Source organism: Aestuariibaculum suncheonense, assembly GCF_014596935.1.
In the GTDB taxonomy this organism is placed as follows: domain Bacteria; phylum Bacteroidota; class Bacteroidia; order Flavobacteriales; family Flavobacteriaceae; genus Aestuariibaculum; species Aestuariibaculum suncheonense.
In genome coordinates this window covers 446719-465658 of record NZ_JACVXC010000002.1, presented here as the reverse complement: position 1 = coordinate 465658, position 18940 = coordinate 446719, and the positions used below count along the sequence as shown (strand labels likewise).

Sequence of the window (18940 nt, the reverse complement as noted above, 5' to 3'; positions counted from 1 at the left end):
ATAGCAATAAGATTTATAATAAATGAAGGATTTATTTGAAAAAATTTATAAAGACAAAGGTCCGTTAGGAAAATGGGCATCTCAAGCTGAAGGCTATTTTGTTTTTCCAAAATTAGAAGGTCAGATTTCTAACCGAATGAAGTTTCAAGGGAAAGATGTTATTACCTGGAGTATAAACGATTACTTAGGTTTAGCAAATCACCCTGAAATTCGTAAAGTAGATGCAGAGGCAGGAGCTGCTTATGGTTCGGCTTATCCAATGGGAGCAAGAATGATGTCTGGTCACACAGATCTTCATGAGTTACTTCAAAAGGAGTTAGCTGAATTTGTAAATAAAGAAGCTGCTTATTTATTAAACTTTGGTTACCAAGGTATGGTGTCTACAATTGATGCATTGGTTTCTAAAGACGATATCATTGTTTACGATGTTGACGCTCACGCCTGTATTATTGATGGTGTTCGTTTACATATGGGGAAGCGATTTACTTACAAACATAATGATGTTGAAAGTTTAGAGAAAAACTTAGAGCGTGCTACTAAAATGGCAGAACAAACTGGTGGTGGAATTTTAGTGATTTCAGAAGGAGTGTTTGGTATGCGTGGTGAGCAAGGAAAATTAAAAGAAATTGCTGCACTTAAAAAGAAATATAATTTCAGATTCTTAGTTGATGATGCTCACGGTTTTGGTACTTTAGGTAAAACAGGTGCTGGAGCAGGTGAGGAGCAAGGTGTTCAAGATGACATCGATGTGTACTTCGCTACATTTGCTAAATCTATGGCTGGTACTGGTGCATTTATCGCAGCAGATCAAGAGATCATTGATTATTTAAAATATAACTTACGTTCTCAAATGTTCGCGAAGTCTTTACAAATGCAATTAGTTGTAGGGGCAAGAAAACGTTTGGAAATGCTTAAAACTATGCCTGAGTTAAAAGATAAACTTTGGGAAAACGTTAATGCATTACAATCTGGTTTGAAGGAAAGAGGCTTCGATATTGGAACAACACAAAGTTGTGTAACGCCAGTTTATTTAAAAGGAAGCATTCCTGAAGCGATGGCTTTAGTTAAGGATTTACGTGAAAATTATGGTATTTTCTGTTCTATCGTTGTGTATCCTGTAATTCCTAAAGGATTAATTTTATTAAGATTAATTCCTACCGCAACTCATACATTAGAAGATGTTAGAATTACGTTGGATGCCTTTGATGGTATTAGAGAACGATTAGAAAACGGAACGTACAAGCGTTTATCTGCTGCTGTAATGGCAGCAATGGGTGAGTAATTTATCCGTGTAAATAATAAAAAAAGAGCCTCTAAATTAGAGGCTCTTTTTTTATGGTTATAAATTTTTTCTGTAGGTTCTTCGTTTGGCGTAAACCGTCGAGTCGAAATGTTTCCATATTTGTTTGATGGCTATATTGTCGTCTAATTCCGGTGTTCTTACGCAGGTTTCAACACCTTTTTCTTTAAAAGTATCGTAGAATTCATTAAAAATAAGTGCGTGAACACCTTTGTTTTGATAATCAGGATGTACACCAATTAAGTAGAAAATGGCACTTTTGCTATTCTTTTTTGCACGCAATATATGAGCAAATCCAAACGGAAATAATTTGCCTTTAGCCTTTTGTAAAGCTTCAGCAAAAGAGGGTAAAACAACGGCAAAAGCAACTAAATTCCCATCTTTGTCTACTATAAATTTGATGTATTCAGGATTAACAAATCCGATAAATTTCTTTTTAAAATATTCTTTTTGAATATCGGTAACAGCAACAAAGGATGATAGTTTGGCATATGTTTCATTGAATAAATCAAACATTTTATCCACATATGGCATCACTTCAGAAGTTTTGGTGAAATTCAATGCCTTTAGCTGGTAGCGTCGCGTAACAATATCGTTAAGTTTTAAGAATACCTTAGGGTCTACGTTACTAAAGGAGAAACTACTTTCAGAATACGATTTTTCAATACTATACCCTAATGCCTCGTAGTGTTTTATATAATACGGATGATTGTACCAGGTAACCATAGTGGCTCTGGTTTCAAAGCCTTCGCACATAACCCCAACTTTATCGAGGTTAGAAAAACCAACCGGACCTTCGGCATAGGCTAAACCATGCGAACGCCCGATCTCTTCAACTTTTTTAAGTAAGGTTTTAGATACTTCTAAATCATCAATAAAATCGAACCAGCCAAAGCGCATTTTTTTTACGTTTTGACCATTAACTTCAAGCCAGTTAATCATTGCTGAAACACGACCAACAATCTCATTGTTCTTATAAGCAAGGAATAAAGTTGCTTCGGCATCATGAAAAACAGGGTTTTCATTTACATCGAAGGTTTTTACTTCTTCACTGATAATCGGTGGAACCCAATATTTAGAATCTTTGTAGAGTTTGAAAGGAAACTTAACAAAGTCTTTTAAATCTTTTTTTGTTTTAACTTCTTTTAATGTAATCATAAAGTGGTTGGGAAGCTGTATTATTAGTTAAAATCTACAGCTTCACGTTTTTGTTTTGAATTAATCAAGTCGGTACTGCTATTCTTATTTTTGCTTTTGCGCGATCGGCGTTTGCCTTCATCTTTAGCCGATGTTCCGTTGTCGATTTCCTTGTAAGGATCCTGATGAAAATCTAGTCGGTACGACATTCCAAAGTTAGCACCAAAAACCGAAGGCGTATCTTTTGTGTTTAACGTTAAGGCGGTGTCTAACTGAAAGTTTTTACTTAGTAAATAAGCACCACCAAATCGAAACAGGTTGTCTGCATAAAAATCGCTTTGTATACCTTGTGTCTCAGCAAAAATAACCCATTTTGGACTAAACGAGTGCGTTAAGGTTAAAATATATTGAAAGTCGGACTGGTCGGTACCAATGCGATCTTTAATAAAGTTCATAATAAATACCCAGCCACCAGCAAAATTATTCTGGGTAGCAATCATTACCTTAGGGCTAAAACCTTCGATGCCGACATCGGTATACGGGTTTTTGTCGGTGTCATAATTTACTCCAGCATATACCGAAACCGCAGGAATTAAAGATTTCCATTTAAATTTGTGGTTGGCTTTCCAGCTGTATAGGTTTGGCTTGTCGTCTTCAGAATTTTTATAAGGATCGTAAACCAAATATTTCGCCCCTAATGTTAAATATTTAAAGTTTGCACGTTTATCTTCTGAATTTATGGTAGATGTATAGGTTTTAGTATCACTTTGAAAGGTGCCTTCTACATTCAATTCCAATTGTTCCCATAATAAGCCATAGCGAGCAGCAAAATCGACACCATATCCCTTAACTTCATAACTTGGAGCAGGCGTTCTTTTTTCATTTATAAAATAAGGGCCTGCTTCAAATTGCACGACATTTGTACCGACAGAAAAGGCGCTTCTTGAGGCTCCAGGTCGGTTGGAATTAATCACGTCGGTGTATTGAGCAAAGCCTTTTGCGGCGATTAAACTAAGTGAAATAAACAGTGTAGATTTGATTAGCTTCATAATATTGTGTTTAATTTTCGCAGTATCAAAACGATAAAACGAATGCTGTATTAATACCGCTTTAGGCATCCCAAATATAGAGATTTTATAGATTTTTTATCATTTTTGAACGGTTTTTAAGCGCATAGAATTGTATTTTTGTTAAAAATATTTTTATGATACAGCAAGCATCAGTTAACGGATTGATAAGAATGATTTTGATAATTATCCTTGTGTATTACGGGATAAAAATTGTTTCAAGACTATTAACGCCGTTCCTTATAAAATATGTTTCGAAAAAAGCAGAAGAACGTTTTGGCGGGCAATTTGGTCAGTTTCAGCAACAACGTCGTCAGGAATCACCAAAAAAAGAAGGAGAAGTAACGATTGATAAAATGCCCAATACAAAAACTTCAAATAAAGAGGTTGGTGAATATGTGGATTACGAAGAAATTGACTAATTTTCGCATTCATTGATTTAAACCATTTTCATGCAATTTTCATTTAAAAAAGTACTTCCACATTTATTAGTTATTACAGGTTTTGTTGTTATTGCGTTGGCATATTTTAACCCGGTTTTAAAAGGAAAGAAAATTTTTCAAAGCGATATCATGCAATATATTGGCATGAGTAAGCAACAAAATGATTTTAGAGAAGCAACAGGAGAAGAAACCTATTGGACCGACAGTGCTTTTGGCGGGATGCCAACCTATCAGTTAGGAGCTAAATATCCTCATAATTATATTAAACAATTAGATTTAGCCTTACGTTTTATACCTCGTCCGGCCGATTATTTATTTTTATATTTTCTAGGTTTTTACATTTTCCTTTTGGTGTTAAAAGTCGATTTTAAGTTAGCCGCTTTAGGGGCTTTAGCCTTTGGGTTTTCAACCTATTTAATTATCATTCTCGGGGTTGGACACAACAGTAAAGCTCACGCGATAGCGTACATGCCTTTGGTGTTGAGTGGGATTGTTTTAACCTTCCAACGGAAATACATTTCAGGGTTTTTGCTAACTACAGTAGCGATGGGACTGGAATTGGTAGCAAACCATTTTCAAATGACGTATTACCTGATGTTTTTAGTTGTTATTTTAGGAGTAGCCTATTTAGTTGACGCTTATAAAAATAAAGCTTTACCGGAGTACTTTAAAGCAATTGCTGTTTTAGTTGGAGCCGTTGTATTATCAATAGCATTGAATGCTACCAATATTTTAGCTACTCAGGAATACGTTAAGGAAAGTAAACGCGGAAAAAGCGAATTAACAATCAATCCTGATGGTTCTCCAAAAGTAGCAACTACAGGTTTAGATAAAGATTATATAACCCAGTTTAGCTACGGAATTGCTGAAACATTTAATTTATACATTCCTCGATTTATGGGAGGAGGAAATGGAGAGGATGTAGGTAAAGATTCGGCAACGTATGATGCATTTAGAAAGTTAGGTGCCACTACGACACAAGCAGCACAAGAAGCTAAAAGAGCACCAATGTATTGGGGCGAACAACCTATAGTTGAAGCACCAGCCTATATTGGAGCTGTCGTTTTGTTTTTATTCGTACTGGCTTTATTTTTAGTAAAAGGCCGTTTAAAATGGTGGCTTATTGGAGGGACCATATTTTCCTTACTATTATCCTACGGAAAGAATTTTGGGTTGCTTACCGATTTATTTATCGATTATGTACCATTATACAATAAGTTCAGAGCGGTAACATCGATTCAAGTCATATTAGAATTATGTGTTCCTGTGTTGGCCGTATTTGGTTTAGTGAAATTATTTAAAGACGAAAACACAAAAGAAGAAAAACTAAACGCCTTAAAATATACAGCAGGTATCACAGCAGGATTAGCTGTTTTATTCTTAGTGTTAAAATCTTCGTTATTTGATTTTGTTGGGGTTAACGATGGTTTTTACCGTCAGAATTATGGACCGGATTTTGTCGAGGCTTTAAAAACAGATAGAAAGACGTTATTTACCAATGACACTCTAAGAACTTTGATTTTAGTGTTGCTGTCAGCCGGATCGGTTTACATGTTTTTAAAAGGAAAGTTAAAGCAGCAAGCTGTAATTTTCATTTTTGCAGGATTGATTTTATTTGATTTAGTAGGTGTTGATAGACGTTACGTAAATAACGACGATTTTGTATCGGCCAGAGAAGTCGATAAACCATTTACCGCCAATGCTATCGATAAAGAAATTTTAAAGGATGATGGTCATTTCAGGGTTTATGATTTAGTGTCAGGGCCTTCAAAACCCTCGTATTTTCACAATTCTTTAACGGGTTATAATGCAGCTGAGTTACGCAGATATAATGATGTATTTGAGTTTTATGTTGCTAAAAACAATATGAACGTATTGAACTTGTTGAACACAAAATACATTATAGCGCAGGATAAGGAAGGGCAAATGTTTCCTTATGTAAATGATGAAGCCAATGGTAATGCTTGGTTTATTGAAAGTTTTAAAACTGTCGATAATCCGAATGACGAAATTCTGGCGTTAGATAAATTAGACAATAAAAAGCAAGCGGTTTTAAACACCGTCGATTTTGGGAAAACCTTTAAAAAGGAAATTCCAAATTACACGGTAGATTCAACAGCATCGATTACTTTAGTTGAGCAGCAGCCTAATTATTTAAAATATCAGTCAGATAACAATCATAATGGTTTCGCGGTATTTTCTGAAATTTATTACGGAAACGGGTGGAAAACATTTATAGATGGTGAAGAAGCGTCTCATATTCGCGTAGATTACACATTACGCGGTATGGAAATTCCGAAAGGAAAGCACACGATTGAATTTAAATTTGATCCGGATGTGGTGAAAACAGGAAGCACAATAACCTTGGCAGGTTCACTAATTTTTGCTTTACTATTAGTAGGTGGATTATTTTACGAGTTCAAAAAGAAACAGGAAATTAGTGCCTAAAAAAACGCTCATAATAACTTATTACTGGCCACCTGCGGGAGGCCCCGGAGTTCAACGTTGGTTAAAGTTTGTAAAATACTTACCGGAATTTAACGTTGATCCGATAGTTTATATTCCTGAAAATCCAAATTATCCGCTTTTGGATGAAAGTTTATTAGAGGACGTTTCTAAAAGTGCAACCATCATCAAACACCCCATTAAAGAACCTTATAAATTAGCAGGTATCTTTTCAAAAAAGGCATCAAAAACTATTAGTAAAGGCATTATTCCTGAACAAAAAAAGCAAAGTTTTATAGAAAAACTGATGTTGTTTGTTCGTGGGAACTTCTTTATTCCTGATGCCAGAAAAGGGTGGGTAAAGCCATCGGTTAAGTTTCTTTCAGAATATATTTCAAAAGAAAATATTGAAACCGTAATCACTACAGGGCCGCCACATAGTATGCACTTAATCGGTTTGCAGCTAAAAGCTAAATTAGGAGTAAAGTGGTTGGCTGATTTTAGAGATCCTTGGACAACCATTGGATATCATAAGCAATTAAAATTAACGCGGTCTTCTGCAAATAAGCATAAAGCTTTAGAGCATGAGGTTTTAAATTTTGCGGATGACATTATTGTTACGAGTTTTACAACTAAAACAGAATTTGAAGCAATTACTTCAAACCCCATTCATGTAATCACTAATGGTTACGATTACGAGCCGTTGAAAGACTTTACAATGGATTCTAAGTTTACTTTAGCGCATATTGGGTCGTTATTATCTAAACGTAATCCGGAGGTTTTATGGCGTGTTTTAAGAGATTTACGACTTGAGAGCGATGGTTTTGCAAAGGATTTTCAACTGAATTTAATAGGCGCAGTTAGTGTAGATGTGCTTCGAACCATGAATAAATATGGTTTAGATAATTGTATTAAGAACATAGGTTATGTATCGCACAGTAAAGCGGTAAAACATCAGAAGCAATCGCAATTATTATTGTTAATTGAAATTGATTCGGAAGAAACCAAGTGTATTATTCCAGGTAAGCTATTTGAGTATATGGTTTCGAATCGTCCTATTATTGCGTTGGGTCCTAAAAATTCTGATGTCGAAACTATTATTAAAGAAACCAATACCGGACATTACTTTTATTATAATAGTTACAGTTCTTTAAAATCGGTTATTTTAGAGTGTTATAAAGCTTTTAAAAATAACGAATTGCAGGTGCATGCCATTGGTATTCAAAAATACAGTCGCAGGGCGTTAACCGAATCTTTATCTAAACTGATTTAAATGGGTATTGTAGCTTCACAATCGGTTAAAAATATTACATCTACCTATCTAGGTTTTTTTATTGGAGCCATTAATACGCTGTTTTTGTTTACCAAATATATGAGCGACGAGTATTATGGTATGGTGGGATTTATGTTGTCCCTCGCTACGGTAATCATGCCTGTCATGTCCTTTGGCGTACCAAATACCATCGTAAAGTTTTATTCATCGTTTAAAACCAGAGTGTCACTCAACAGTTTTTTAACCTTGATGTTGTTTTTGCCCATTTTGGTTACTATTCCTCTAACCATTTTAGTTGTATTTAGTTATAATATAATTGCTGATTTTTTAACTAAGGAGAATGCAATTATTGAAAATTACCTTTGGCATACCTTCATTATAGCAATAGCTTTAGCGTATTTTGAAGTATTTTTTGCCTGGGCCAAAGTACAAATGCAAACTGTGTTTGGAAACTTCATGAAAGAGGTTTTTCATAGAGTAGGCGCCATGATTCTTTTATTTTTATTGCATTTTGAAGTAATAGACGTAGAACAATTTATGAAAGGTTTGGTACTGGTTTACATCATTCGTATGTTAATCATGAAGCTTTATGCGTTTAGCATTAAATGGCCAGTATTGACTTTTAAAAAAGTGAATAACCTCAGTAGCATTTTAAAGTATTCGTTTTTAATTATTATCGCGGGATCTGTAGCCTCTGTTTTATTAGATGTAGATAAAGTTATGATAGGTTATTTTATGCCAATAGGAGGCATTGCTTATTATAATGTGGCTATTTACATAGCAATGGTTATTGCAGTTCCACAGCGGTCTATGCATCAAATATTATTACCACTTTCGGCAAAATATATTAACGAAAAGGATATTAAATCACTCGATGATTTATCAAAGCGAAGTTCTCTAACGTTATTTGTGGTAAGCGGATTAATTTTTCTGTTGATCGTTTTGAATATAAATCAATTATATCTTATTGTTGAAGAAGAATACAGTCAAGGTTTGTTTGTGGTTCTCATTATTAGCTTGGCAAAATTGTACGATGCACTTTTAGGAAGCAATAATGCCATTTTATTCAATAGCGATTATTACAGAATGGTATTGTTACTCGGTGTCGTTCTGGTGGTATTAATGGTATTACTGAACATTGTTTTTATTTCGTTATGGGGTATTAACGGAGCAGCATTGGCTACATTTTTTGCTATGTTTTTATACAATACTATTAAACTGATTTTTGTTTACAGGAAATTTAAAATCTTACCCTTTACAATGAATACGGTAAAAACCGGGGCCGTTATAGTTTCTGGAGTATTATTGTTTTATTTCTGGGATTTTCCGTTTCACCCCATTGTGAATATTGGGCTAAAATCCACTTTAATAGGATTGAGTTATGTTTATGTGATACACAAGTTTAAATTATCTGATAATATTTCTTCGCTTCTCGATAGATTTATCAAATTGAATTAAATAAAAAAAGAAACCCCCTCGAAGTTGCTTTAGGGCGAACATATCGAAGGGATTTCTAAACTAACCAACCAAAATTTTTAAAATCGTCTGTTGTTTGAGTTTGACGATCTGTTATTGTCTTTACTATTATTACCTCTTGTATTTGAAGCCATTGATTTCTTGTTTGAACTTCTGTAAACATTAGCATTTCGTTGTTGTGATGCTCTCGGTTTACTTTCTGTTCTACTAGCTACTTGTGAGGGTTTTCTAGTGTTTGTATTACTTTTGTTATATATACGAGTATTATTGTTATTTGGTTTTTGAGTTACTCGATTTTGTTCATATTTTCTTGAATCATTATTTCTAACTGCAGGGTTTCTTTTTGTAACGTTATTATTTCTAAAATTATTGCGATTTACTTCAGGACGATAGGTTCTGCTTGAATTTCTATCTACAGTTTTGTTATTATAATTTCTATGACTGTTATCGGCTACGTAACGTTTTGAGTTGTTGTTTCTCGGGTTTCTGTTAACTGTAGCGTAGTTTCTGTTTCTTTTAATATTATCCCCATGTCTTGATGCAACCGATGTTCTTGGTCTGTAATTATTGTAATATGGTCTTTCGTATCTGTGACGAATTGGTTTGTAATATTGTCTGTAAGGTCTGTTATAAACTACACAGTAATCGCGAGCCGGAACACTGTAATAACGGTGCCAAGGTCTGTAAACATAATGTCTGTTGTAAACATTAATATATCCGGTACAGTGTGAAAACACGTTGTATCTGTTATAGTGTACATTCAGTCCGCCAACTCGGGTAACAAAACCATAGTTGTTATAGTTAATATTTACATGTCCTACTCGAGAAACGCGTCCGTAGTAATCATAATATATAGGGGTGTTTTCAATTTGAATGATGGCACCAAATTCATCATATTGTACATAAGCGTTGTAATCGTAACCAGAATTAAAACTAATGTTGAAATTTGGCGAACCAACCGAAACATTTAATTGCGAATTGTTGCCTAAGATATTAAAATCGAACTGTCCATCTCTGAACACAGAAAATTCAATACCATTTTCAACAAATATGAAAGAATTACCATAACCTCTGTTGTAAATTGTAGTTGCTACTTGCTCTGTATTGGTGGTTGTGGCTGCATTAGTAGTAAAGCCTGTAAGAGCTAAACCGGCTAATAAGAATATAAACTTTTTCATAATGGCATGTTTTTTATTGTTACGCTTAATGAATTACAAACAACGTGCCAAAATCAAAAGACAAGGGCGTGTGTTGGTGTTAACTTTCTTGATTTTAAATATTTAAAGTGAAAAATAAAATATTTTCGCTAAGCTGAAGATTATCAAATTTATATTGAATTTAGAAAACAAAAGCTAGGGAAGTCAGGGAATACTCATTATTTTTGAAATATGAATAAAAAAGAGTTTTTACTTCTGCTTTTAACCTGGATATTTGGTGTTATTGGATTTAAAATTGAGGCACAGCAAACACAGGATAGTACTCAAATTTACTATAACGCAATCACTGAATTTAAAGATGTAAATCTATCAGCAAAAGCCTTTGATTTTTTTCAGAAAAAAGTAAATAACGCTTTAGAAAATAATAAACCGGTAAAAGCTGCCTATAATTTAGAGTTAATTGCTTTTGCACAATACAGAATGGGCTTTTTCGACGAAAGTGAACAGTTTATTATTCAGGCTTTAAAATTATTAGATGGATCAGAATCTAATTCTCAAACTCAGGGCTTAAGAGAACGCTTGTTTAATCAGTTAGGAATGATTTATAGAAATCTTAAAGATTATGAAAATTCCAACAAGTATTTTAAAAAGGCACTAGCACTTAATCAAAATCCTGAAAATATTATTGCCATTAAAACCAATATCGCCAATAATTTTGCAGATCAAGAAGATTATAAAAAGGCGGTTGAGGTTTTAGAACCATTGTACGAAGAGGCTATAAATATAGAAGATGTTGATATTAAGGTGGTTTTTATTGATAATCTGGGCTATTACAAAACGAAAATAGGAGACGATTCAGGAGAAGTGTTGATGAATACGGCATTGAACTTAAGAACGAAAAGACAGATGTTAACAGGACTATTTTCAAGTTACTGGCATTTGTCGTTGTTATATTTAGATCGAAATGATAAGGTTAAAGCGAAGCGTTTTATAGACTCATTAGAGGTTATAGGGAACAAAATTGGAACACCAAGTTATCAACTGGAAGTATTAAAGTTGAAATTAGATTTAGCAAACAATCCAGATTTTAAAGCTTATGTGGACTTAAAGGAAGCAATAGCAAACGAGCATTTTGCTCGAGAAAACAAGTTTGCCGCTATAAAGTATAATGTTACTGAAAAGGAAAAGGAATTACAGGAAAAAGAACAGAAACTTAAAATTAGCGAACTTGAAAAAGAGAAGGAGAAAAACTTAAAACTCTTCTATTTAGCGCTTGGTTTGCTTGTGGTCTTTATTTCCGGGTTTTTATTGATGGTTTTAAGAATAAAGCATCGCAAAGACAAGGTGAAACAAGTGTATTTAACCGAAGCCCGTATATCTAAGAAAGTACATGACGAGGTAGCAAATGATGTCTATCAAATCATGTCTAAACTTCAGAGCACACCGCAGGTGAATGATGATATTCTGGATAATTTGGAGGCGATTTATTCCAAAACAAGAGATATTTCAAAAGAAAATAGTGCGATTGATTTAAAAGAAAATTTCTTAAATATTTTAAAAGATTTATTACAGGGCTATAGCAATAGTTCGGTAAATATTATCACCAAAGGCATTAGTCAAGTTGAATGGGAACAGGTTGATGATATTAAAAAAATGACGCTATATCGTGTGCTTCAGGAATTGATGGTGAATATGAAAAAGCACAGTCAGGCTTCAAACGTGGTATTGAGTTTTAAATATGAAAATAATAAAATTCAAATAGCTTACACCGATAATGGCCTCGGATGCAACCTTTTAAAAGGGACCGGAATGCAGAATATGGAAAACCGTATTCATTCTATTAATGGAACTATTATTTTTGAATCTGAAGCAGGTAGAGGATTCAAATCAAAAATTACGGTATAAAATGTTTAAAAAGGTTTTAATAGTCGATGACCACGATGTGGTAAGTGAAGGTGTGCTTTCGGTACTTAATCAAAATAATATCACCAATGTGGTTCAGGCACAATATTGCGACGAAGCTCATTTAAAGGTGAAACGTGCCGCTTTAGATGCCGATCCGTTCGATTTATTAATTACCGATTTATCTTTTAAGAAAGATCATCAAAACAGTACTTTAAATTCAGGTGAAGATTTGTCTGCTATTTTAAAAGATGAATTCCCCGAGTTGCAAATTATTGTCTATTCTATGGAAGATCGTTTGCAAAAAGTAAGAACTCTTATTCATACACATGGTGTTAATGGCTATGTGTGTAAGAGCAGGAAAGGCGCTTCAGAATTATCTCAGGCAATCAAACAGGTTGCCAATCAGGAAATTTTTCTTTCTCCTCAAGTAGAACATGCCTTAAATCATAATAATGAATTGGAGATTGACGATTATGATATTGAACTTATTAAACAATTATCGTTGGGGTTTTCTCAAGCTGAAATTAGTATGTTGTTTAAAACCAAAAACATGGTGCCAAGTAGTTTGAGTTCTATTGAAAAGCGCATTAATAAATTAAAAGATGTTTTCAAGGCCAATAATACTATTCATCTGGTTGCTATACTAAAAGATTTAGGACTAATTTAAAAAAAAAAAAGATGCTGTCTTACGGTTTTCCATAAAATGAAACTAGAAGAAAGAAATATGTTTGTGGTGCTATTAATCCTTTTACCATAGGGAGGCATTGGGCACGTCTTTTTTTAAGCGTGCTTTTTGTTTTACTCGATAATCGACACTGAAGTATTACATCGAATTCTGGAATTTTGATTTTTTACTATAATTTAGCTTTAGATTACTTCATATAAAAAACACCTTAACATAATTTGCTAAGGTGTTTTTTATATCCGTTAGAATACGGTTACATACTATGAAATTCAATAAGATTGGCTTCGTAATACTGGTCTCCTAATTTGTTTAATAAATTCGTAATGGTGTTGCTGTCGCCATCTACAGCTAAGGCAGAATACCCAACATTGTTAAGTTTTCCTAATCGTAAATCTATAATATTAATATTCTTAGATGCTAATGCCGATAATAAAATAAGCAGAACACCGGGAGCATTTAAATGTTTGGTAAGAATAACTTTCTGGCTTAGCGCTAAATTTAAGTTCACACCATCCATTTCTAATAAATACACACCCTCTCTGTGGTAATTTGGTAATTCGGCATCTTCTTTATAGGTCAAATTGGTAAACGTACCAGCATCGGTTCCGTTAATGAAGTCGATGGCGCTTTTAATATCTTCGTTATCACCGTTTATTGATAAAAAGGCTTCGGCAGTACCGTCGTTATTCGATTTTAAACGCGCGGTTTCAACGTTAATGCCTTCAGAAGCTAATGTGTTGAATAAGGAAGAAATAACCCCCGGTTTATCTAAATGTTTAGAGAATAATCCGTTAACTTTTTGAGTCGGTTTTTCCGGAACTTCGTTAGTTACCGTAATAGATTTTCCGGTTTTACGGATTCTAATCGCGTTGTATTCACCCATACTTGTCGAGCCTTTGTACAGGTCAACAAATTCAGAAAAAGAACCACCAAATGAAAAATCAGGAATAATTCGACGTTGCTCGGTATCTAAACGTTGATTTAATAACTCAATGCCTTTATTTAAAACCGTGTATTTAACTTTCAGTTCGTGGTCGTCGTAAATGGTACGATTTTCAGGGATTAACTTCGAATAACTCACATAACTTTCGTAACCGGCTTCCTGAATGTATTCTAAACTTTCTTTAAAGTTAAGTCCGTAGTAACGCACATGGTGTGTATCGGTACCCACACAAACCGGAATTTGTAATTCTTTGGCACGTCTTAAAATATTTTGAACAGGGTATACGCCAACACCCTTAAATTTACCCGCCATATTTACGTCAAGTGCTAAGTTACGGTCGGCAATAAGCTCTAAAAGGGTTCTGAATTTATTGGCTAACGGATGCGCACTGGTTTCAAAGTTCATTAAAGCTTCAGGCATATCCATATTCAGTTTTGGTAAATCGATGTGACCGATAATCTGAATCATATCACCAAAACATTCAATCATTTGAATCATTTCATTGAAATACCCATCCCAGTAAGCTTCAAGGCTTCCACGAAGTTTTAATAATTCCATAGCTTCTTCTTTCGAACCATCATATGGTAAGCCCTCTGGCGCAAAGTGTACTGAACCAATAACGTAATCGGCATCTTCAGCCTGGAAAATTTTAGAACGGCTCCATTGTAAACCCAATTCAGGGCCCATCCATTCTAATTCTACACCGTATTTAATATTGATTTGGCCTTCGTATTTTTCACGAAGGTTAGCAATACGTTTTGGGTAGTTTAGGTACGAACGATTACCACGAATGAATTTCACATTGGTTTCTCGTTCGGCAGTATAACGAAAACTTGTTAATCGAGGGGAGTGAATAATAAAGGTGATACTCGGGTGCCCAGCTTCAATAGCTTTGTCAATAATATCTTCTAATTTATCAATACCATGCTTTACATGGTCTTGTTCTGTACCCGCATGAATACCATGTGTTTCCCAAATAAACTCGTTAAGTTTTCTCATAAACCAAAATGTGTTTAAAATGCATTTAAAGAGGCAAATTTAGTTATTGGTAAATAATTATGAACTATAATAGAATGCTTTTCAATTTTTTTCAGTAAGTATTCTTTTTGACTTTGGAAAATAGTGTAAAACAAAAGACTTATTAAGAATTATATAAACTCGGTTGAAATTGATATGATCTTTATAGTTGGATTTTTGAATGATAAAATTTGTAAAATGAAGATAAAGTTTGTTGAAAAGATGAAATATAATTTATTGATTAATCTTAAGTTAAGTTGTTTTTTATGAACTATTTTGTGTTTTTTTTCTTAGATTTAAGTAGAAAATCAGTCTGGCATATGCAACATCAGTTACTCTTTATTTTAAAAATTGTTTTTTCTTTTTTTAATGGCGTTACCTTGATTTTATTCGTTTTATTGCTTGCTAATTCTAGTTACGGGCAGTATACATCTAAGGAGTTAAACCCTTATCATAAGGCATATCATGATAGTTTGCAAAGGAGAGAATACCCTTATACCTTTCCTATTTTAGCCAAACAAGCCTATAAAAAAGGATTCGATATCCCTTTTACTTATGGATTGAGTACGGCGTATTACACGCAGGTTCAGGATGTAAATATTAAACGGACTTTAATCGGTTTTAATGATTCAGATCCTGTTGATTTAAGTGGGTTTATAAAGTTTGGAACTATTGAAGCTAGAACCGAAGCAGTTACATTCCGACCAGATATGTGGGTCTTACCGTTTTTAAATGTTTATGGCATATTTGGCGTTGGTTCAAGTAGTACTGCTGTTCCTTTAGTCAGACCGGTCGATTTCTCTACCACACAGCATTTTAATGTCACCAGTATGGGGTTTGGTTTTACGGTAGCAGGTGGTTTTGGTCCACTGTTTTTTGTGGTTGATAATAATTTTAATTACGGAGATATTGATGCTTTGGTTGAGCCGGTTCCAGCTCATAATTTAGATATTCGTCTGGGGCATAATTTTGTAAATCCGCAACGAGCAGATAGAGGTTTAGCTGTTTGGTTTGGGGCATTTCGTCAAAATATTAAAGGCGATACCAGCGGAAGTATAAAAATTAAAGATCTGTTTCCTAATGGTGCCGAAGGTCTTCAGGAAGGTTTTATAAATCGCTTAGAAGAATGGGCCGACGGATTACCTCTTACACAGCAAATTATAGCGAATCAAATAATTAATAGAATAGACGATCATTTAAGCGGGGTAGATGTAGGTGATGCTAACATCACCTATACGCTAGATAAAGAACTGGCAAAGCCATGGAATTTAATTTTCGGAGCCCAGTATCAGCACAATAAACACTGGCAACTTAGAACAGAGTTAGGAACTTTTGGAAAACGCACTTCTTTCCTGATTATGGTGAATTATCGATTTGAAAGCTTATTTAAAAAGAAATGATGAAAAAATATGTACCACAGTTTTTAATCGTGTTTATGCTTTTGTTGAGTAACAAAGCACCAGCCCAAATTTTGTTGGGTTTAATTTTTGGAGATGACTTAAATTCTGAAAAATTAATTTTTGGAGTTCACCTGAATTATTCCTGGAATGATTTATCTAACCTTCCCGAATCCGGAAGTTTAAATGCTTTTAACCTTGGCTTAAATTTTAATTATAAGATAAGTGATAAGTTTAGAGCACAAACGGAAATGCTGGCAAAATATACTCGCGGAGCAGGAGATATTCCGGTATATTCTCTAGGTGATGAACATTTAGATGCCTTGTATGCCAATGGTAAAGTATCCAGAGAAATTAAGTATTTAAGCATACCAATAGCTATTCAATATTTAACACCAATTGGGGTTTATGCCGAAGCAGGTCCGCATGTTTCCATGCGTATCAAGGCTAATGATGTTTTTGAAGCCGATACACCTGAAGGTAACTTAGAGTTGAAAAGGAACATTAAAGATATGGTTAACCTTTGGGATTTTGGATGGATTGTAGGTATTGGGTACTATATAGCGCCGTTAAAAACGACTTCGGTAGGGCTACGCTATTATGGTGGTTTTAGTGATGTGATTGATGTTTCTGGAAGACAAGTGCATCAACAATGGGCGGTATACGCTAATATTCCGTTAGGAAGAAAAGGAAAGGATAAACAAGATTAAAATATTATAATTTAATAAAAACGAGCTTATGGGAGCTAATAGTCTGTGTCGGTTTAATTTAAAAAAAACGGTAAACACGCTTAATTCTATCAAGTTGAAAATTTTATTTTTTACTGCGTTAATGTATTGTGGATATAATCTTTGGGCACAAAATGATACGCTGGTTCTTAAAAATAATAACCGTATTGTTGGTGAGATTAAAACTATGCAAAACGGTGTTTTGGGTATTGAAACCGATTATAGTGACTCTGATTTTAAGATAACATGGTTAGAAGTTGTTGAAGTTTATGGAAATCAAATGTTTCTCATCACTTTAAAAAATGGAGATCGCTATAACACAACTCTAAAATCGGTAGGAGCAAAAGGTAAAGTAAAATTGGCCAATTCAGAAAATGGTCGTGTTGTAAATATTCAGGATATTGTCTTTATAAAATCTGTAAAATCTAGCTTTGTTTCTAGATTGGATGCTTCGTTATCAGTTGGGTTTAACTTAACGAAAAGTAATAATTTAAGGCAATTGAATGTTCGAAGTAAAATTGGATACACTGCTAATTATTGGCAACTTATGGGAAGTTATAACTCGGTAAGGAGTAAACAGGATGGTAGTAATGAAATTCATAGAACTGATGCGAATATTAGATTTACCTATTTTTTAAAGAATGACATGTTGGCCATATTTAATTCGGAATATTTAGCTAATGATGAGCAAAAAATAGATTTCAGGTTAACTAATAGACTTGGTTTTGGTAATTATTTCATACATACTAATTATTTGTATTTTGGAGCCATTGCTGGTTTAGCATTGAATAATGAGCGTTTCTCGGATGATTTGGCAACAAACCGAAACAGTTTGGAGGCTTTTGGATCGTTAGAGCTTAATTTATTTGATATTAAAGATTTCGATTTACTAACCAATATTATAGCTTATCCAAGTATCACGGAAAAAAATCGTTTTAGGTTAGATTATAAATTGGATTTAAAATACGATTTGCCGTTGGATTTCTTTATAAAATTAGGGGTAACCTATAACTTCGATAATCAGCCAGTGCAAGATGCCTCTAAAGATGATTATGTTTTTCAGGCGACTTTTGGTTGGGAACTGTAATTAAAACACGAATTATCTAAAAAGCATACATGGCTGTGATGGTTGGTCCATTATAGCCCCATTTTAAAAAGCCATTTAACTTTTCTTTTTCAATATCCACTCTGAAATTAAGTCCGGTATACCCCAGATTTAAATTCACTTTGGGTATTAAATTGTAAGACAGGGCAGCATTGTAGCTCAGTATCCGCCCTTGAATATTATTTATCTTAAGCGACAAATAATTAACGTTACTATAGAGACCAAGTTTTTTAGTAATCAGGAATTTGTTCCAGATTCCAATATCGGGCAGAGGGGCTGTAAAATCTAAATTGTCTTTAATTTCACCAGAACCAATGTTAGTTTCTGCTCGAAGTCCAATATCGCCAAATAATACGTGTGTACCAATTAAGGCTCCTATTTGATATTTTGGTTTGTAGATAATAGCATAACCGTATGAAAATCGTAAAATTTGAGTGTTAAAAAAGGCCTCAATCTCAGCATCAGCATGATAGGTGTTTTCTCCAAAAACAATATCTTTATCTATGGTATAACGCGTTGAACGACTTAAATAAAAATAGTTTAAGTCAAACCGCGAACGTTTAGAAACCTGCCAGGAAGCTGTGCCGAAAAACGACGTAGTGTATTTAGAAAATCCGAGATTATCTTCAAGATCTAACAGGGTTCCTTTGCCGCTGTTATTACTTCCAACTCTTACTTGTGTGTTGTTTAAAGGAAAGAATGCTCCAAGATGAAATTCAAATTTATTTGTGTACCAATCCGGTATATTTTTTTGTAATGAGGGAGAAGCTATGGAGTCCTGTGCCATTAAAACTAAAGAACTCAGTAGTGAAAAGACTAAGGTTAAGTAATGCTTTTTCATTATAAACTCGAATTACAGTTG

At 34.1% G+C, this 18940-nt stretch carries 15 protein-coding genes; 10 read left to right on the top strand and 5 right to left on the bottom strand.

The annotated features are described in order from the left end of the window. Positions 1-22: 22 nt before the first annotated feature. Positions 23-1282, top strand: coding sequence for an aminotransferase class I/II-fold pyridoxal phosphate-dependent enzyme (locus tag ICJ84_RS07595; RefSeq protein WP_188215769.1), 1260 nt, complete (start codon positions 23-25; stop codon positions 1280-1282). Positions 1283-1339: 57 nt separating this feature from the next. On the opposite strand, the gene ICJ84_RS07590 is transcribed toward ICJ84_RS07595, so the two are convergent. Further along, on the bottom strand, positions 1340-2458 hold the full coding sequence (locus ICJ84_RS07590; protein WP_188215768.1) for a GNAT family N-acetyltransferase: 1119 nt from the start codon (positions 2456-2458) through the stop codon (positions 1340-1342). Positions 2459-2481: 23 nt separating this feature from the next. Further along, complete coding sequence (locus ICJ84_RS07585; protein WP_188215767.1) at positions 2482-3486, bottom strand: transporter; 1005 nt, start codon at positions 3484-3486, stop codon at positions 2482-2484. Positions 3487-3641: 155 nt separating this feature from the next. Here ICJ84_RS07585 and ICJ84_RS07580 point away from each other — a divergent pair, with 155 nt between their 5' ends. The 4 genes from ICJ84_RS07580 to ICJ84_RS07565 are packed head-to-tail and all read left to right on the top strand — an operon-like array spanning position 3642 to position 9123. Next, positions 3642-3926: a DUF4834 family protein gene (locus ICJ84_RS07580; RefSeq protein ID WP_188215766.1), complete on the top strand. Its 285-nt coding sequence runs from the start codon at positions 3642-3644 to the stop codon at positions 3924-3926. 30 nt (positions 3927-3956) lie between these two features. After that, positions 3957-6395, top strand: a complete 2439-nt coding sequence (locus ICJ84_RS07575) for a YfhO family protein (protein WP_188215765.1) — start codon at positions 3957-3959, stop codon at positions 6393-6395. Then, a complete protein-coding gene (locus ICJ84_RS07570; protein ID WP_188215764.1) occupies positions 6388-7665 on the top strand; it encodes a glycosyltransferase family protein in 1278 nt (425 codons plus the stop codon). The genes ICJ84_RS07575 and ICJ84_RS07570 overlap by 8 nt, the downstream gene beginning before the upstream one ends. Then, entirely contained in the window at positions 7666-9123 is a 1458-nt protein-coding gene (locus tag ICJ84_RS07565) for a lipopolysaccharide biosynthesis protein (protein ID WP_188215763.1), read from the top strand. Positions 9124-9200: 77 nt separating this feature from the next. Here the strand turns inward: ICJ84_RS07565 and ICJ84_RS07560 are convergent, their stop codons facing one another. Further along, on the bottom strand, positions 9201-10319 hold the full coding sequence (locus ICJ84_RS07560; protein WP_188215762.1) for a hypothetical protein: 1119 nt from the start codon (positions 10317-10319) through the stop codon (positions 9201-9203). Between the two features lie 210 nt (positions 10320-10529). Here ICJ84_RS07560 and ICJ84_RS07555 point away from each other — a divergent pair, with 210 nt between their 5' ends. Both ICJ84_RS07555 and ICJ84_RS07550 read left to right on the top strand, forming a co-directional pair. After that, positions 10530-12203 (top strand): tetratricopeptide repeat-containing sensor histidine kinase, encoded by a 1674-nt coding sequence (locus tag ICJ84_RS07555; RefSeq protein WP_188215761.1) that lies wholly within the window; start codon positions 10530-10532, stop codon positions 12201-12203. Position 12204: 1 nt separating this feature from the next. Continuing rightward, the gene (locus ICJ84_RS07550; RefSeq protein WP_188215760.1) at positions 12205-12870 is read left to right on the top strand and encodes a response regulator; all 666 of its coding nucleotides are present in this window, start codon (positions 12205-12207) and stop codon (positions 12868-12870) included. 271 nt (positions 12871-13141) lie between these two features. Here ICJ84_RS07550 and ICJ84_RS07545 read toward each other — a convergent pair whose 3' ends face one another. Then, positions 13142-14830: a histidinol-phosphatase HisJ family protein gene (locus tag ICJ84_RS07545; protein WP_188215759.1), complete on the bottom strand. Its 1689-nt coding sequence runs from the start codon at positions 14828-14830 to the stop codon at positions 13142-13144. 398 nt (positions 14831-15228) lie between these two features. On the opposite strand from ICJ84_RS07545, the gene ICJ84_RS07540 reads away from it, so the two are divergent. The 3 genes from ICJ84_RS07540 to ICJ84_RS07530 all read left to right on the top strand — a co-directional run bounded on the left by ICJ84_RS07540 (position 15229) and on the right by ICJ84_RS07530 (position 18060). Beyond that, positions 15229-16248, top strand: a complete 1020-nt coding sequence (locus ICJ84_RS07540; protein WP_206688687.1) for a hypothetical protein — start codon at positions 15229-15231, stop codon at positions 16246-16248. Continuing rightward, positions 16248-16955, top strand: a complete 708-nt coding sequence (locus tag ICJ84_RS07535; protein ID WP_188215758.1) for an outer membrane beta-barrel protein — start codon at positions 16248-16250, stop codon at positions 16953-16955. Before ICJ84_RS07540 ends, ICJ84_RS07535 begins: the two co-directional genes overlap by 1 nt. A 94-nt stretch (positions 16956-17049) precedes the next feature. Then, positions 17050-18060 carry a DUF481 domain-containing protein gene (locus ICJ84_RS07530; protein WP_241748721.1) on the top strand — a complete coding sequence of 337 codons (1011 nt, stop codon included), beginning with the start codon at positions 17050-17052 and terminating at the stop codon, positions 18058-18060. Positions 18061-18076: 16 nt separating this feature from the next. Here ICJ84_RS07530 and ICJ84_RS07525 read toward each other — a convergent pair whose 3' ends face one another. After that, positions 18077-18919 carry a hypothetical protein gene (locus ICJ84_RS07525; protein WP_188215757.1) on the bottom strand — a complete coding sequence of 281 codons (843 nt, stop codon included), beginning with the start codon at positions 18917-18919 and terminating at the stop codon, positions 18077-18079. Positions 18920-18940: the final 21 nt, after the last annotated feature.

Excerpts from the sequence above, each read along its gene's own strand:
- ICJ84_RS07595 (WP_188215769.1), top strand. The coding sequence starts at position 23 with ATGAAGGATTTATTTGAAAAAATTTATAAAGACAAAGGTCCGTTAGGA.
- ICJ84_RS07590 (WP_188215768.1), bottom strand. The coding sequence starts at position 2,458 with ATGATTACATTAAAAGAAGTTAAAACAAAAAAAGATTTAAAAGACTTT.
- ICJ84_RS07585 (WP_188215767.1), bottom strand. The coding sequence starts at position 3,486 with ATGAAGCTAATCAAATCTACACTGTTTATTTCACTTAGTTTAATCGCC.
- ICJ84_RS07580 (WP_188215766.1), top strand. The coding sequence starts at position 3,642 with ATGATACAGCAAGCATCAGTTAACGGATTGATAAGAATGATTTTGATA.
- ICJ84_RS07575 (WP_188215765.1), top strand. The coding sequence starts at position 3,957 with ATGCAATTTTCATTTAAAAAAGTACTTCCACATTTATTAGTTATTACA.
- ICJ84_RS07565 (WP_188215763.1), top strand. The coding sequence starts at position 7,666 with ATGGGTATTGTAGCTTCACAATCGGTTAAAAATATTACATCTACCTAT.
- ICJ84_RS07560 (WP_188215762.1), bottom strand. The coding sequence starts at position 10,319 with ATGAAAAAGTTTATATTCTTATTAGCCGGTTTAGCTCTTACAGGCTTT.
- ICJ84_RS07555 (WP_188215761.1), top strand. The coding sequence starts at position 10,530 with ATGAATAAAAAAGAGTTTTTACTTCTGCTTTTAACCTGGATATTTGGT.
- ICJ84_RS07550 (WP_188215760.1), top strand. The coding sequence starts at position 12,205 with ATGTTTAAAAAGGTTTTAATAGTCGATGACCACGATGTGGTAAGTGAA.
- ICJ84_RS07545 (WP_188215759.1), bottom strand. The coding sequence starts at position 14,830 with ATGAGAAAACTTAACGAGTTTATTTGGGAAACACATGGTATTCATGCG.
- ICJ84_RS07535 (WP_188215758.1), top strand. The coding sequence starts at position 16,248 with ATGAAAAAATATGTACCACAGTTTTTAATCGTGTTTATGCTTTTGTTG.
- ICJ84_RS07525 (WP_188215757.1), bottom strand. The coding sequence starts at position 18,919 with ATGAAAAAGCATTACTTAACCTTAGTCTTTTCACTACTGAGTTCTTTA.